This window comes from Flammeovirgaceae bacterium SG7u.111 (genome assembly GCA_034044135.1).
Taxonomy (GTDB): domain Bacteria; phylum Bacteroidota; class Bacteroidia; order Cytophagales; family Flammeovirgaceae.
In genome coordinates this window covers 2,955,495-2,970,621 of the sequence record CP139021.1, presented here as the reverse complement: position 1 = coordinate 2,970,621, position 15,127 = coordinate 2,955,495, and the positions used below count along the sequence as shown (strand labels likewise).

Sequence of the window (15,127 nt, the reverse complement as noted above, 5' to 3'; positions counted from 1 at the left end):
AGAATCGTTAATTCATCTCCCCTATACAACACGAATATGCGCTTGCTATTATACTTTTCCCAGAAATTAAGAGATGAACCAGATGTGATATTTGTATCTAAAAACCAAATAACCCAAAAGAGGAAACCTATAAAGTTTTTAACAGAAGTGTGGAGCCTAACCCTATCACCCAAACTAATACTTAGAAGCTGTTTTGAAATGTATCTTCAAAATCCTTATGTGTTTCTTTTGACGAAATTATGCATACAAAATAAGCGATAACAATTTTTAAATATAATTCCCAAACAGCTTCTAAGCATAAAAAAGCTCCGTACAAATTCAGAGTACGGAGTGGAATAGTTAACAACATAATTGAGTCACCAACCTTTGCGATCTTTCAGGTTTGTGATATGCGTCAAATGATGGCGGGAATGCCAATCGTATAAAGCAGCAGTAGTGTCTAATCGCAGCGGTTGTGGGAACTCAGGGTGGATAAATTCCCTAGCCCATTCTTTCTCACCAAAAGATTTTAGTAAAATAGTCCAGCGAGCATGCAGCCCCTTTAAAATAGTTAGTGAAAGTGCTATGTCCGCTGATTTTGCGTCAGGTAGCTCAGCCCAAGCCGATTCTATGTAAGGGACTATTGCTGGGCGATCTTCGGTAAGTGCTAAACGAAACCGCTGCTGAGAGTTGAAGTGGCTATCGGCTATGTGATGGATCGTTTGCCTCACGGTCCAGCCTCCCTCTCGGTAAGGCGTTGCCAATTGTTCATCAGACCAATCTTCTACAGCTTCTTCCAGCTTTTGCGGAAGTGTTTCAATAGTTTCAATGTACCCTTTTAACATTGCTTCATTAATAGGAAAAGGAGCTTTGAACCTACCAATAGGGTAACGATAACTTTCTAATTCTGTTTCAGTCATTTTTTTAAGTTTAGAGAATTGCCTCAATTGATTTTGTAATCTATTAGTATCTTCAAGAAAACAAAATTCCAAAACCCAAAAATCACTACAAAAAATATGAAAAGAAGAGATTTTGTCCGCAATACGACAGCCGCCAGCATTGTTTACTCCTCCTTACCCCTTATGGGTTTTCAAAGTAAAGCTAAGCGCTACAAAACTGCCCTCATAGGTTCTGGCTGGTGGGGAATGAACATTTTGACATTTGCGGTAGCTTCAGGCGAATGCGAAGTGGTAGCTCTTTGCGATGTAGACCAAAACCAACTTGACATTGCAAAGGAAATACTCAACCCACTCACCTCTGACCGACCAACATACTATGAAGATTACCGGGAATTACTCAAAAAAGAAAAGCCTGAGATAGTTATAGTTGGCACGCCCGATCATTGGCATGCCCTTCCGGCAATAGCATCTATGGAAAGCGGTGCACATGTGTATGTAGAAAAACCCATAGGGCATACCATAAACGAAGGGAAAGCGATGGTAAATGCTGCTAGGGAAAATGACCGAGTAGTACAAGTTGGGCTTCACAGAAAAGTCTCCCCTCACAATAAAGCAGGGATTAATTTTTTAAGATCAGGAAAAGCAGGTAAAATAGGCATGGTTCGTTCGTTTGTTCATTATCCTTTTAGGGAAAGTAAACTTGTAGAGGATAGTAAGCCTCCCAATGGATTGAATTGGGATATGTGGTGTGGCCCAGCTCCTTACCGAAACTATAACAAGAAAATCCACCCAAAAGGGTTTCGCCAATTTTTGGATTATGCTAATGGACAAGCGGGCGATTGGGGCGTGCATTGGTTCGACCAAATTCTAGGATGGACAGAAGAAAAATATCCCAAAGCTGTCCATTCTACGGGGGGAAGAAAGATCATGAAAGGAATAGCTGACGCCCCCGACCATCAAATAATAAATTTTGAGTTTGAAAGCTTTACCGCCACTTGGGAACATAGGCAATTTGGTGGAAATCAAAACGAAAAGCATGCTATAGGGGTTTATTTTTACGGTACAAAAGGGGTTTTCCACATGGGCTGGCGAGATGGTTGGACTTTTTACCCAACGAATCCTAAGGAAGAAACCATTCATATGGAACCAGTACTCCATACAAAAGACCAGCACAATATTCCTGAACTTTGGGCTGATTTTATGCATGCTATCAAAAGCAGAACCCGGCCCGTTGCCGACATTCAAGTGGGACATTATGCTACTAATATGAGCCTGCTGGGAATGCTCTCGTTCAAACTAGGCAGAAGCGTGACTTGGGATGGGGAAAAGGATTTGATCATTGGTGATGAAGAAGCAAACAAATTACTTAGCAGAGAATACCGAATCCCTTGGGAATATCCTAAAGTATAAACCGCATCACATTCTTATAAACACAAAATATACATAGGCACAAAAAAAGACGAGGAAGATAAATGCGCCCCAACGGTCGAGCTTCCTCCTCTTTCCCGCAAACATACTTAGGAACAAGAGGATAGTTCCAAAAAGGAAGAAGTTCAGGTCGAAGTTCAGAGCTCTTTTATACGAAGTCTCGTGCACCAAACTACTCACTGGCAATACAAACAGGAAGTTAAAGGTATTGGAGCCAATCACGTTGCCCAAGGCAATACCTGATCTTTTTCTGGTTACCGCCACTACCGAAGTCGCCAACTCGGGCAAGGTGGTGATGGTAGCTATCACTGTAATTGAAAACAGCCTCGTACTTATTTCATAGTATTTAGCTATGTGACTTGCCTCACTTACAATCAGCTCACCGCCAATAGCAGCAGCAACCGAACCTCCAGCTATGTATAAAAATATTTTCCACCCAGGAAGAAAATATCTGTCTGAAATCATCTCTTTCCGTACTGCCCCTAAATTGAGATAAGCTATGGCTAAAAAAAGCACAAAGGCAATCAGTAGAATGATGGCATCGAGACGAGAAAGCACGTCCTTTTCTTCATCTCTGAGCAGAACATCATTAGACAATATAAAAATCAGCACTGTGGCGAAAGCCAAAAAAGGCACTTCCCGCCAAATGGTTTGCTTACGAATAACGATAGGGTAAACAAGCCCCACCAACCCCAACACCATAAACATATTGAAAATATTGCTTCCTATCAGGTTGGAATAAACCATCTCGTCGTAAGCGCTATAAGAAGCGATGGTGTTTACAATGAGCTCAGGCAGGGACGTCCCAAAAGAGACCACCGTAAGTCCAATGAAAAACTCAGAGTATCCCCGCTTTCGTGAAAGTATTATTGCCCCATCTATCAAAATGGAAGCTCCTTTTATCAAAAGCCCAAATCCAAATCCAAGAAGAAGTATATGTAAATAAATATTCACGTAAATCCAGTTTATTGTTCAACAGTTGGCTGTACTACCACCACCCATTTACTTTCACAAGGAGAGCGCAATTCAATTTTACCTTCTTCGGTTTGCATTATAAATTCAGCATCCCATACATTATCCAACAGGTTCAACCAACTGACGGCAACCTTCCCTTCATAGCCTTGCAAATCAAGCTTTACCTGTCCACAGCCAGGATAATACAACGCATATAAGTGTTCATTTGCCGACAAACAAAAGGCTTCATTTGGACTTCGTTCTAAAAGCAATTCGTTTTTCGGTTGCGATGAGATAATAGGAAACTTATCTTCTAGACTTCGTAAACTAGCGATGTTAAACCGAGCCAAATCATTGACCCCTGCGCCTAATGGCTCTTTGTGAAAATGAACTGCAGCTGTCCCCGCAAAAATATTTTTCCAAAATCGCTCTGGTCCATCTTCTATACCTCCCCACTCGTTGAGGTCGATCCCTCCATATATTGCACTTGCATTAATCGGCTTGACATTCTCCAACTTCTCTTTTACCTCTAAAATAGCCAAGTAATGCTGCTCGCCATTTTCTTTGCCCAGCTGCGAAACATCTATAAAATCGGTTCCATCTACAAATGCTTCATGAAAATTGTCTTGGGAGTTATGACGGATAAACGACTCCCAATGGCTTTCCCAAATTTCAATGGAGGAATTGCCGTTTCCCACTGTAAAAATCACATTCTGACTTTTAAGAGTGATATTCAGCAGCTTTAACACATATTGCTCCAAATACGCTTTTACCTTCTGAGATTCAGGCGACTCTCCTTGTAGATGAAACCCTGAAATCAGATTACTTTCTTCTTCTGTAAAATTGATTGTATTGCGAGGGTTAAAAGGGCTTTTTCCCCATTCTGTAAAATCCTCAGGCCATATTTCAAGCTGAACCACGATTCCCCTTTCACTGCATTGAAACAAAAAATACTCAAACCAGTGCCAGTAGCGTTCGTTCCAAGCGTCAAGATTATATTTCCCCGTATCTGAGACCTGAAATGGTTTTTCACCGCCAAAATCCTTTTCGCCTAGAGAGAGAGTCACAAAGTTACAACCCATATTTACCAGAGAATCTAAATCGGACTCAAGTACCACTGGACTAGAAAATTTCTTCACAAACCCACCTCCAACCAGTAAAGTTGCTTTCCCATTTACCTCCCAATAGGCAGGTTTTTGATTGGAAGTACCAATAGATACCCCTACCTTCTCTTCCTTTACTTGTCGTTTTCCGTTGTCAGATTTTTTATCGCACGAAAAGAGAAGGAAACAGCTTACAAAAAATACAAATTTCCACATACACTATTGGTTCAATAAAGCTTAAACCTAAAAATGAGGGTAATCAATCAAATTTCAAAAAAAGATATGGCTGATGCAAAACAAAAGAATAAAAGTAATGGAAACTTGTTTGAGTTACTTCAAAGAAGGTGGGATTACATCTAACTAAAAAAGGCTGCTTTAATTAGATTAAAACAGCCTTTTCAAAAGTCATTTTTCTCATTTCTACTTAGCCTTTCTATTAGGAATGATCAAGACAAATTCAGAACCTTTACCTAGCTCTGAAGTCACGTCTATTGATCCATCAAGCTTGCTCATGGTCTCTTGTACAATATAAAGACCTAAACCTGAGCCGCTTTTACGCTGCGTAGCCCTATAAAACATGTTAAAAATCTTACCCATATATTGAGACTCTATTCCAATTCCATTATCCTTTACCCTAATCGCTGCTTTTTTGTCATCTACCATTATGCTCACCTTCACCTCAGCATCTCCTCTTTCGGGCATAGAATAGCGTATCGCATTGGAAATCAGATTGCCAACTGCTACCTTTATACGCCTACTATCAGAATAAAATGGTGCCTTTTGTGAAATGTTCACCAGCTTATTTACATTTTTAGCATCTTCACTAAAGGCCTGATTTTCATAGATTTCATCAATCATTTTTTGAAAATCAACTTCCTCACTCTCAATCTCCATTCGCGAGTTTCTCGAAAGGTTTATGATTTCCTTTATAAAAGCATCCAACCTAGAAACACTTTTTTCCTGAAGTTGAAGGTATTCCTGAATTTCGTCAAGTTTTTCAGAATCTAGGGCAAGAGAAATAAGACCCGAAACTGAAGCCAAAGGTGCACGTAAATCATGCGACACACTATAGACAAACTGGTCTAGCTCCCTATTTACTTTTTTCAGTTCATCATTCTGGAGCTTCAAACGCTCTTCCGATTTCTTGATATCGGTAATATCTATACTTAAATTCAGAACACCCGTCACTTTTTGAGCCCTGCCTTCGTAAAGTGGTTCTACATACGAAAGGTAATTTCTATTGGCAAAAGAAAGCTCGTACTTACCCGAAATACCTCTTAAACCATTCTGATGAGCCTCCAAAATAGTATCATCTGGTCCAAATTGTTGATTGAATTCCTCAAGGTGTTGTCCTGCCATCTGGTTTGGCTTCAAGCTCAAGTTCTCCAAGCCTTTACCCATCATAGAAGCTACGTTAAGCTCGCTATCAAAGGTGAAAAGAATGGCAGGGATTTGTTCTAACAATAGCTGGAGCTGTCTACGGCTTTTCTTCAATTGTTCCTCGGCATGAACTTGTGCAGTAATATCCTTTGAAAAACAAGCCAAACGTGTAAACTCCCCATTTTCTTCTACTGGGAAAATTCGAATATCAAGAACTGGAGGCTTGCCATGCCCCCCTCTTACCTGAAACAATTCAGGCTCTCCTTTTAAGGCTTTTTCATATTTCTCTTTCCAAAACTTTTGTCTCTTCTCTTTTTCAGTAGTGAACATCAGCACATCCCCACCAACTTTGGGCGCTATACCAAAAAGATCTAAAAAAAGCTTTGTGAAATTATGATTGAAATCTACCAACTTATAATTCCCGTCAATAAGCCAAATAGCATCATCGTTATTTTCCAAAATGCTTCTAAGAGCATTTTCATTATTAACTAGCTCCGCATGGTGCGCCTCTATATTTCTCTCAAGTACTTTGTTTTCTTTTTCCCGCTCGCTCAATATTTCGTACAGATCGTGCTGTAACAAATATGCCGCACTAAACAACTCATAATAAGGGTCGTCTTCAGAAATATTTTTAGAAACAGGCCTGAAATCAGGCATCCAAGTAGTTTGCCCTATCACCTCGAAAAGTTCTGACATTCGGTGGCGATGAAATGCTTCTTCCTCCTGCTTTTCACTGAGCAAATTCTCATACATATCCAACAGCTCTTCACGAGAAGCATTGTGAGCCTTCTCTAGCAAATCATTCTTTTCTGGCGGAAGGGTAACCTCCTCTTCCCTTGGTTCTTGAGAACATGCTTCCAGTCCTTGGTGCAACGATTTTACTGCCACTATCCTATCTGCCCATGTAGGGCGGAATAGTTGATAAAGCGACATGAGTGTATTTCCAATTGGTGAAAGAACCATGATAGTCTTCAACCAATATTTACTATAAACCTCTTCAAACTTCTCGAACTCCTTACGTACTCCAAAGGTGAAATTAGGCACCTCAGAGATATCCAAAACCATATAGATTTTTGATTTTCTAGAAAAATTCAAAATAGACCTACTGAGCCTGTACACATCTTGCACGTGCTCAGGCTTCATATCACCATGAAGCTTCATGAGCAACACATCACCACGAATGAGGTAAGCAAAAGCGGTAAAAGCACTCATATCGTGAGAAAGGCTCCATCCAGGGCTGTGCTGAATATTCAGTTTCTTACCATTACTGTAGATATGAGTCCTCAGCCCCCAGTCTTCGCTATATGCAGTATTTTCTATCGATTTGCCGGCCATACCTGTCCTCAATGAATTAATATAATTAATCGCCTCGTCCATATTTTCGTGGAATGTGTATCGAATTTTCGAGTTTTTTAGGTTGGAAAGACCTGCAATGGTCTTCACCATGGGCGGTGGGCCCACTAATGCTATTGCAACAACCAGACCTCCTTCAAACCATCCCTCAAAATATTCCTTCAAAAACTTTCTCGATTCTTTATCAGAACCGGTGCATCTTGCGAAATCTACACATAAAAACAACCGTTTCGATCCGCGATCTTTACCAAGGTTATGAAATGTTTCCTTCAGCTTTTGAATATGCTGTAATAACAACGAAATCCGAAACTTTCCCTTTTGAGTAACAAAAAATGTCCGGTTACCCAAATATTTAACTCGTACCGAATAATCCATTTCCTTGGTATGAAAATGAACAATTGGTAAACCATGAGACATACCTTTCTGGGCTACATTGATTATATCATTCCCAAAAAACTCATTTTCCATAATTAGCCCACTAATTAAATTTATTACTCTATTCCGAATAAAACCAAGTTACTACCCCTTTGCCCCAAGCAATATAACATCCAACCAAAGGCGAAAATCTAAATAAGTAATAAGTCACTTTACAAAAAGTAAGCTGACCTCAACTCTAATTTGAAAATAAAATAGTTTAGTCTTCAAACCTGCAATTTGAATGATAAAATAAACAGCTGGAACTTGGAGGATATCGTATAGTTTCTCACTAAACAAACACCCTAACTCTGGTTAATTTGCAAGTGTGGTGTAGTACAAGATATTTATAAGGAAGTGCTATTAATCTGGTTTTAAATCATTTACAGCATAAAATCTACGTAATCATTTGCTTTGCTTAACAAGTTACACAGAAGAAATAAAAAAAGCTAATGCTTGAAGAAAATTGTATTTTAAATATAAAAACCTGCATTTCTTTGAGATTTTTTATTAATAGGCATACATGCATACCTTTTCAAAAAAAAGAAGCTTGTAATACACAAAAAACACACTTAAAAAACAAAGGTGTTTTTCATCACATATTACTGTCAATTCTTTCTGAAAAACAGGGCACTTCACTTCAAACAAATCACCCATTTTCAGAACCTTACCACCTCTTATTCTCGTTAAACTAAATGAAGGACTTTGTCATCTCCCGGCCAAAAGCAGCCTTCATAAAAGACCATACACAACACTAAAAAATAAGAAAATGAAACGCATATTAGTCCCTACCGACTTTACCGAACTATCCGCCATAGGCGTGAGGTTTGCCCAAAAGCTGGCTGACATGGAGAATGGAGAAGTCCATTTGCTAAATGTGGTCAATTCCCCTGTACAATTTGACGAAGGCGGCTTCGAGCTCACCGAGCTGGCACTCAAAGAAGCATACGATATGATGATGAATTTTGTGCTTCAATTCGACAAACGCCCAATCCACTCGTTCGTAACCCTTGGCAGGCTGCGGAAAGATGTGAAAGAGTATATAAAGAAAAACAACATAGATTTTGTAGTGATGGCATCCCATGGTGCCGAAGGAATAAACGAAACGCTTTTTGGCTCACATGCAGAACAAATCGTACGCCACTCACCTGTGCCAACTTTGGTAATCAAAAAGGAGATAGCCGAATTAGAAAGCATCAAAAACATTGCCCTTGCAGGAGATTTTGAACATGAATTTGATGTAAACGTGAAAGCAGTACTTGAGCTAAAAAAACTCCTTCATGCCCAAGTTCATTTCGTGGAAATTTGCCACCCAGAAAAAAATGAAAAACGAGGAAAAATCTTGAACATGATGGATGCCTTTGCCGCCATCCACGGTTTTGAAAGCCCAAAGTTTCATGTAATAGAAGATTACAACATCACTGATGGGCTTACTAATTTTGTACACGAAGAAAAAATCGACCTATTGGCGATGGGTACCCACCAGCGTACAGGGTTGAAAAGATGGCTCCACGCTAGCATTGCCGAAGAAGTGGTGAATCACCTAGAGGAACCAATTCTTACTTTCCACATGTAAACTGAACTGTTTTTTAGTATAAAAGGCCGCTTTCAGCGGTCTTTTTTTATCTCAAAGGCATAAACGCTCTAAAGTTGTAAATTTGAACGCTACCTCTTTCCTTCCAATACGATCACGATTTCTCCTTTCACTGTCTTCTCAGAAAAATGCTGCGCCAATTCAGTGACCGTTCCCCTCGCATTTTCCTCATGCAATTTGCTCAACTCTCTCGAAACTGAAGCCTTCCGTGCTGGGTCTATAAACTCGGCAAACTGAAGGAGGGTCTTAACCAAGCGATGGGGTGATTCATAAAAAATCATGGTGCGCGGCTCTTCTGCCAAAAGCTTCAACCTCGTTTGTCTTCCTTTTTTGTGGGGCAAAAATCCTTCAAAAGTAAATTTATCGGCAGGCAGGCCCGAATTGACCAATGCAGGCACAAAAGCCGTTGCGCCAGGAAGGCACTCGACTTTTAGCCCTGCCTCCACACAACTCCTCACCAAAGTAAACCCCGGATCAGAAACCACAGGCGTGCCCGCATCCGAAACCAAAGCCATCACCTCTCCCTTTTCCATCCTTTCTATCAGCCTTTCGGCAGTGTGGTGCTCGTTGTGCGCATGGTGACTCAACATGGGGCAGCTTATCTCAAAATGCTTTAGCAAAATACCCGACTTACGAGTATCCTCTGCCAAAATCAAGTCTACTTCCTTCAGTATTCTCAGTGCTCGCAGCGTGATGTCTTCGAGGTTGCCAATAGGCGTAGGTACGATATATAAGTTGGTAGGTTCCATGGGTTTCATTTTTTTCTGAGGGCGCAAAACTACAAATAAAAAGCCCTTGAAGCCATAGCTTCAAGGGTTCAGCAAGCCATATTATTATTTTTTAAAAATAAAAAACCACTCCTATCCCATTCGTAACAGACAAACGTGTATTACTGGAATTGACCAAAGATTCTGTATTTTCATCATCACTAAAAAAAATGTTATACCTCGACCTTGCGGTAATACTAAAATTACCAGTTATATGGTATTCCATTTCAAACTTTGGGGCTAAAGTAAATTGGCTTTGGCTTACTCGAAAAACTTCTTCCTCATCCCCTTCTCCTTTTGTATAACTGTAGCTTGCGAAACGGATACCGCCATCAAGCCCAGGCAATAAAGACAAACCACTTTTCCCAAGAGGTATTTCATATGCGTATCCTACAAGAACAGGAATCAAATTGTACTTGCCATATGACTTTGATCCACCACTTCCCGTTCCATTAAAATCAAAGTCGAAATCATATTCATCGAACCCACCAACACTAGCAAAATATTCGCTTAAGGGCTTGAATTTATACCAACCTACAGAAACAGAAAACACATTTCTGTCTCTCTTCAAAATATAAGCACCATTCAACCCGACATTTGCGCCCCAAATCAGACCTAACCCGCCTGTAAAACCCTCATAGTTAGCCATAAGGGAAAACCCATTCGTGTTCCCCAAATTTTTAAAAGCACTACTTTTAACAGATTTGTAAGGCTTTCCATACCTAGTTTGCTTATACATTTTGGGTCTGTCTTGCCGATAATATATCGGTGCTTTTTGGTAGCGTTCCTGACCATTGGCAAGTGAGGTAAATAGCAAAAAAACCGAAAATGATAATAGATAAATTTTGTTCATAGCACAGTTAGATTGTAGTTGAAAAAAAAGACCGATACCTCACTAAGCGAAGTATAGCCTGGCTAGTATCTGTGCTAGGTTTTTACTTTTGGAAGAAGTAAAAAGATTGGAGAAAAAGATCAAGTAAAGACCTTTTGTTGTTGAGTTGATTGTTTTACAAGTATAGATAAAAAAAGTGCAAATCTTATTTTCCACATTACAAATAAGCAGATCATTTCTTAATAAAGCATAATAGCCTTTGTATAAAGCAATAAAAAAAGCCCTTGAAGCATACACTCCAAGGGCTCCTCGTTCTTTCGTATTTCTATTAGAAGTAAAAAACCAATCCTAAACCGTTAGTAAGGGTTTTACGTGTATTCCTAGTACCGGTCAAAAATTCCGTATTTTTATCACGACTAAAAAAGACATTATATCTCGACCTAGCCGTAATACTCAAATTTCCAGTGATATGATACTCTAGTTCAAGCTTTGGAGCTAGGGTAAACTGACTTTCACTCACATTCCCCGTCTCATCACCCAACTCTGTTCCTGTTGAATAGCTATAGTTAGAAAAACGCAACCCTGCATCTATCCCAGGCAATAATGAAAAACCGCTTTCTCTAAGAGGGAGTTCAAAAGCGTACCCTACCAAAACGGGTATCACATTATACTCTCCGTAAAACTTGGCATCTCCTGTATATGCTACCAAGTTAGCATAAGACTCATCGATAGGTTTAAACTTATTCCAGCCAACTGATGCAGAATAAATGTTCCTGTCTCTTTTTATAATATAACTACCATTCAATCCGATACCGGCATGCCAAATCACACCAAGGCTGCCTCCCAAACTCTCATAATTAGCCATTAATGAAATGCCATTTGAGCTGCCCAAATTTCTAAAAGATGCAACTTTCACAGACTTATATGGCTTGCCATACCTTGTTACCTTTGGTAGTTTTACAGGTTCTTTCCAATAATACCATGGAATTTTTTTGTAACGCTCTTGACCACTCGCAAAAGAAACGAACAGCAAAAAAAGCAATATTGACAATAGGGAAATTTTATTCATAGCATAGTTAAATTGGTAGTGGAATAGGTGGCTATTTCCTGACTTCTAAATAAATAGACAGTAGCTGTCTATGCTAGGATTTTGCTTAAAGTAAGCAAAAAGATTGGAGTAATGACCAAAATAGAGATTTCAGCCTAAGGTGTTAATTCTTTTACAAGTATAAAGAGAAAAGATGCAAAAATTGTTCTCCATATTGTGTAATCAGCGCCAGACTTCTTAATAAGATTTAATGGTATTACGCAAAACAATAAAAAAAGCCCTTGAACTGGTGAGTTCAAGGGCTCAAAAAGTATAATCTAAACTCTTATCTATTGATATTTAACTTCTTAAGAATAGTATCGATCACGAACCTTTCAGTGATGCCATCGGCTTCAGCCTCGTAGTTGAGGATGATCCTATGGTTGAGCACATCGTAGGCTATTTCCTTTATATCTTCAGGGAGCACATATTCCCTTCCATCTAAGAAAGCAATGGCTTTTGCTGCTCGGTGCAAGTTGATACTCGCCCTAGGAGATGCACCAAACTGGATGTAATCGGCAATTTCCTCCAACCCATTTTCCTTAGGAAAACGAGTGGCAAACACCAAGTCGATGATATACTTCTCTAGTTCATCCGAAATAGTGATCGCATTCACGGCATCGCGGATAGTGAAAATATCTTCTTTGGAAAGCAACACGTTCACTTTAGAATCGAAGGACATATTTGACATCCTTTTCATCACTTCTAGCTCATCTTCTTTAGAAGGGTAATCAACAAAGATTTTAAGCATAAAACGGTCAACCTGTGCTTCAGGCAATGGATACGTACCTTCCTGCTCTACAGGGTTTTGTGTAGCCAACACCAAGAAAGGTTTGTCCAGCTTATAGGTAGTTTCTCCAATGGTCACTTGCTTTTCCTGCATAGCCTCAAGCAAAGCGGATTGCACTTTGGCAGGAGAACGGTTCACCTCATCGGCAAGGATAAGGTTAGAAAATATAGGACCTTTCTTCACTTCAAATTTCCCCTCACGCTGGTTGTAGATCATCGTACCTATGAGGTCGGCAGGCAACAGGTCGGGAGTAAATTGGATACGTTGGAAATCCGTCTGCAACACATCCGAAAGAGTATTTACAGTCAAGGTTTTGGCAAGACCCGGCACACCTTCCAAGAGGATATGGCCATTGGTGAACAAGCCTATTAGCAGTCGGTCTACCATGTACCCCTGTCCCACTACTATCTTTCCTACCTCGGCACGAACCTCGTTAATTTTCTCTTGTAATTCTTCAATATTGTTAAGCCCAGCGTTTTCGCTCATTTCCTAACTAGTTATATGGTTTCTATGTATTATCTAAAAATCGAGATGAACTAATACCTCAATTCACCAAATGCAATTTGGTTTCTTTCAAATCGAGCCGAAATTTACGCTTTACCCTGTGGAGAGCATAAAATTTTACAAATTTTAACACTCTAGCCAAAAGCCTTGACTTACAGCCCAATTCTTCCTTAGTTTTGCATCACTTGCGCTAAAATAATGACTTCCTTTGCCTTATGACCAAAATGGGTTATATTTTTGTAACTATTCCAATTAAACTATCTAAACATTCCAAGAATCAGTTTGCAACAACAATGAAAGCTTTAGGCAAGATTTGTATTTTTTTATGGCTTATGTACCCCACTTTTTTAGCTAGGGCAGAAAAAGTGGAAAATATAGCTCTACATCCAACCGAACAAGACCGCAACCCCTACACTGTAAATGGCAAAGTTTCAGGTATTAAAAACCTGAAGAAAGTCCGAGCCGTAGTCCTTGCTTATAAAGTAGAAAGAGATGGTGCGGGAAATGTGATGGCTTTGGAGCTGGATGCCCCCGAATACCAAAAAGAACTCAACTCCACTGGCGATTTTTCCTTTTTGCTTTATGGAGATAGCGAATATCAAATTAGGTTGATAGCAGAAGGGTACAAAGCTACGCCCTACCCCATGCAGAAAAAAAATGTGGCTACAGGGCAGGCAATAGCCATTAGCCTTGAAGCAGAAAAAGACGACAACATACTTTTGATAGGCACTTTTAGAGACAAGTTTGGGAAAACGAGGCTGTCCAATGTAAACACAATTCTCACCGACCTTGAAACCCATGCCATGCTCAAGGGCATTACCAATGCAAAAGGTGAATGCTTTTTCTCAGTATCGCCCAATAGCAATTACACCCTTGTGGGGTATAAGAAAAAATATTTTTTTAGTAAGGTCGATACTTTTTCTACCCAACAAACGGAAGACCCAACTGTGATGAGGGAAATATTGATGGAAGAGGTGAAAAAAGGACAGACTACTCAGGTAAAAGGACATTTTGAAGTGAACGAAGCACGGATTACCGAAGAAGGCGCCAAAAACCTAGAGGAACTCTTCGAGCTGATACTGCAAAACCCCGGCGTCCAGTTTGAGCTTTCCTGCCACCTCGACTCACGGGGCGAAGACGAGTACAACATGATTTTAAGCCAAAAGCGGGCAGAAGCCGCCGTGCTATATCTAGTGTCGAAAGGGATAAACCCTGCCCAGCTAATTCCAAAAGGATATGGAGAAACCAAGCTGCTCAATGGCTGTGCAAACGGCGTGAAGTGCGGGGCAAGCATGCACGAGCAAAACCGTAGGATCGAACTTACGGTGATGGGCTTTTTGGAGTAATCCAACTATTTAGTTTTATACAAATTTTGCTTTTAAAGCCTTATCTTATGCCCATAGAATCCCATGCAACTAATGCCGAACTGGACTCTCCTTTTTACTTGGCGAATCAAAAAATTTGTACAGATTGGGAGAGATTTGTACTGGAAAAAGGCGGAACTATCAGAGGAAAATACAATGCTTGGAGTTTTGGTCTTAAGACTGAGGTCAAGAGTCATTATTCATGGAATATCGAAGTCAGGAAATCAACTCAAACAAATACTGGGCATGGCAAATCTATAGTCGTAGAATTCCTGAAGTTCGAAACTAGAATTAATAATATTGCATGTGAGGATTTTCATATCCGAAAACCAAAGCTCTTTGATTTATTTTCTTCTCACAAAAAGCTTGATAATAAAACAAAGGTCTATAGGTTTATTGGCAACAACAGAAGCCACCCATTCCCTACAAAATTAATCGGGTTATTAGCCGAAGGCTTTGAAAACAAAAGCATTTATGAAGTAATCTTTAAGAAGACTGAACTAACCATTACCTTTCATGATAAAAATGACTGGTTTACGATGGCAGACAACATCATTGGGTTTGAGCCTTAAGAGAGATTCCTCAGTTGATATCCGATATATTGGTTTGTACTTATCCAAAAAATCTTTCTTAAACAAGTGTAAAGAACAAATAGACGTATTTTATACATTTATTTACT

At 39.7% G+C, this 15,127-nt stretch carries 12 protein-coding genes; 4 read left to right on the top strand and 8 right to left on the bottom strand.

The window, feature by feature from the left end; genetic code table 11:
* Positions 1 to 356: 356 nt before the first annotated feature.
* The gene (bstA, locus tag R9C00_11490) at positions 357 to 899 is read right to left on the bottom strand and encodes a bacillithiol transferase BstA (protein ID WPO38075.1); all 543 of its coding nucleotides are present in this window, start codon (positions 897 to 899) and stop codon (positions 357 to 359) included.
* Between the two features lie 96 nt (positions 900 to 995).
* On the opposite strand from bstA, the gene R9C00_11485 reads away from it, so the two are divergent.
* Positions 996 to 2,288 (top strand): Gfo/Idh/MocA family oxidoreductase, encoded by a 1,293-nt coding sequence (locus R9C00_11485; protein ID WPO38074.1) that lies wholly within the window; start codon positions 996 to 998, stop codon positions 2,286 to 2,288.
* Between the two features lie 6 nt (positions 2,289 to 2,294).
* Here the strand turns inward: R9C00_11485 and R9C00_11480 are convergent, their stop codons facing one another.
* The 3 genes from R9C00_11480 to R9C00_11470 all read right to left on the bottom strand — a co-directional run bounded on the left by R9C00_11480 (position 2,295) and on the right by R9C00_11470 (position 7,564).
* A complete protein-coding gene (locus R9C00_11480) occupies positions 2,295 to 3,260 on the bottom strand; it encodes a calcium/sodium antiporter (GenBank protein WPO38073.1) in 966 nt (321 codons plus the stop codon).
* A gap of 11 nt (positions 3,261 to 3,271) precedes the next feature.
* Positions 3,272 to 4,579 carry a hypothetical protein gene (locus R9C00_11475; GenBank protein WPO38072.1) on the bottom strand — a complete coding sequence of 436 codons (1,308 nt, stop codon included), beginning with the start codon at positions 4,577 to 4,579 and terminating at the stop codon, positions 3,272 to 3,274.
* A 204-nt stretch (positions 4,580 to 4,783) separates the two neighbouring features.
* Entirely contained in the window at positions 4,784 to 7,564 is a 2,781-nt protein-coding gene (locus R9C00_11470; GenBank protein ID WPO38071.1) for an ATP-binding protein, read from the bottom strand.
* A gap of 715 nt (positions 7,565 to 8,279) precedes the next feature.
* Here R9C00_11470 and R9C00_11465 point away from each other — a divergent pair.
* On the top strand, positions 8,280 to 9,086 hold the full coding sequence (locus R9C00_11465) for a universal stress protein (GenBank protein ID WPO38070.1): 807 nt from the start codon (positions 8,280 to 8,282) through the stop codon (positions 9,084 to 9,086).
* Between the two features lie 89 nt (positions 9,087 to 9,175).
* On the opposite strand, the gene rsmI is transcribed toward R9C00_11465, so the two are convergent.
* From rsmI to R9C00_11445, 4 genes are all read right to left on the bottom strand, one after another.
* Positions 9,176 to 9,862, bottom strand: coding sequence for a 16S rRNA (cytidine(1402)-2'-O)-methyltransferase (gene rsmI / locus R9C00_11460; protein WPO38069.1), 687 nt, complete (start codon positions 9,860 to 9,862; stop codon positions 9,176 to 9,178).
* Between the two features lie 82 nt (positions 9,863 to 9,944).
* The gene (locus R9C00_11455) at positions 9,945 to 10,724 is read right to left on the bottom strand and encodes a hypothetical protein (protein WPO38068.1); all 780 of its coding nucleotides are present in this window, start codon (positions 10,722 to 10,724) and stop codon (positions 9,945 to 9,947) included.
* Between the two features lie 307 nt (positions 10,725 to 11,031).
* Positions 11,032 to 11,772, bottom strand: a complete 741-nt coding sequence (locus R9C00_11450) for a hypothetical protein (GenBank protein ID WPO38067.1) — start codon at positions 11,770 to 11,772, stop codon at positions 11,032 to 11,034.
* Positions 11,773 to 12,076: 304 nt separating this feature from the next.
* Complete coding sequence (locus tag R9C00_11445; GenBank protein WPO38066.1) at positions 12,077 to 13,066, bottom strand: MoxR family ATPase; 990 nt, start codon at positions 13,064 to 13,066, stop codon at positions 12,077 to 12,079.
* A gap of 311 nt (positions 13,067 to 13,377) precedes the next feature.
* On the opposite strand from R9C00_11445, the gene R9C00_11440 reads away from it, so the two are divergent.
* Together R9C00_11440 and R9C00_11435 are read left to right on the top strand one after the other, a co-directional pair.
* Complete coding sequence (locus R9C00_11440; protein ID WPO38065.1) at positions 13,378 to 14,430, top strand: OmpA family protein; 1,053 nt, start codon at positions 13,378 to 13,380, stop codon at positions 14,428 to 14,430.
* A 47-nt stretch (positions 14,431 to 14,477) separates the two neighbouring features.
* Positions 14,478 to 15,020, top strand: a complete 543-nt coding sequence (locus tag R9C00_11435) for a hypothetical protein (protein ID WPO38064.1) — start codon at positions 14,478 to 14,480, stop codon at positions 15,018 to 15,020.
* The last annotated feature ends 107 nt before the right edge of the window (positions 15,021 to 15,127 follow it).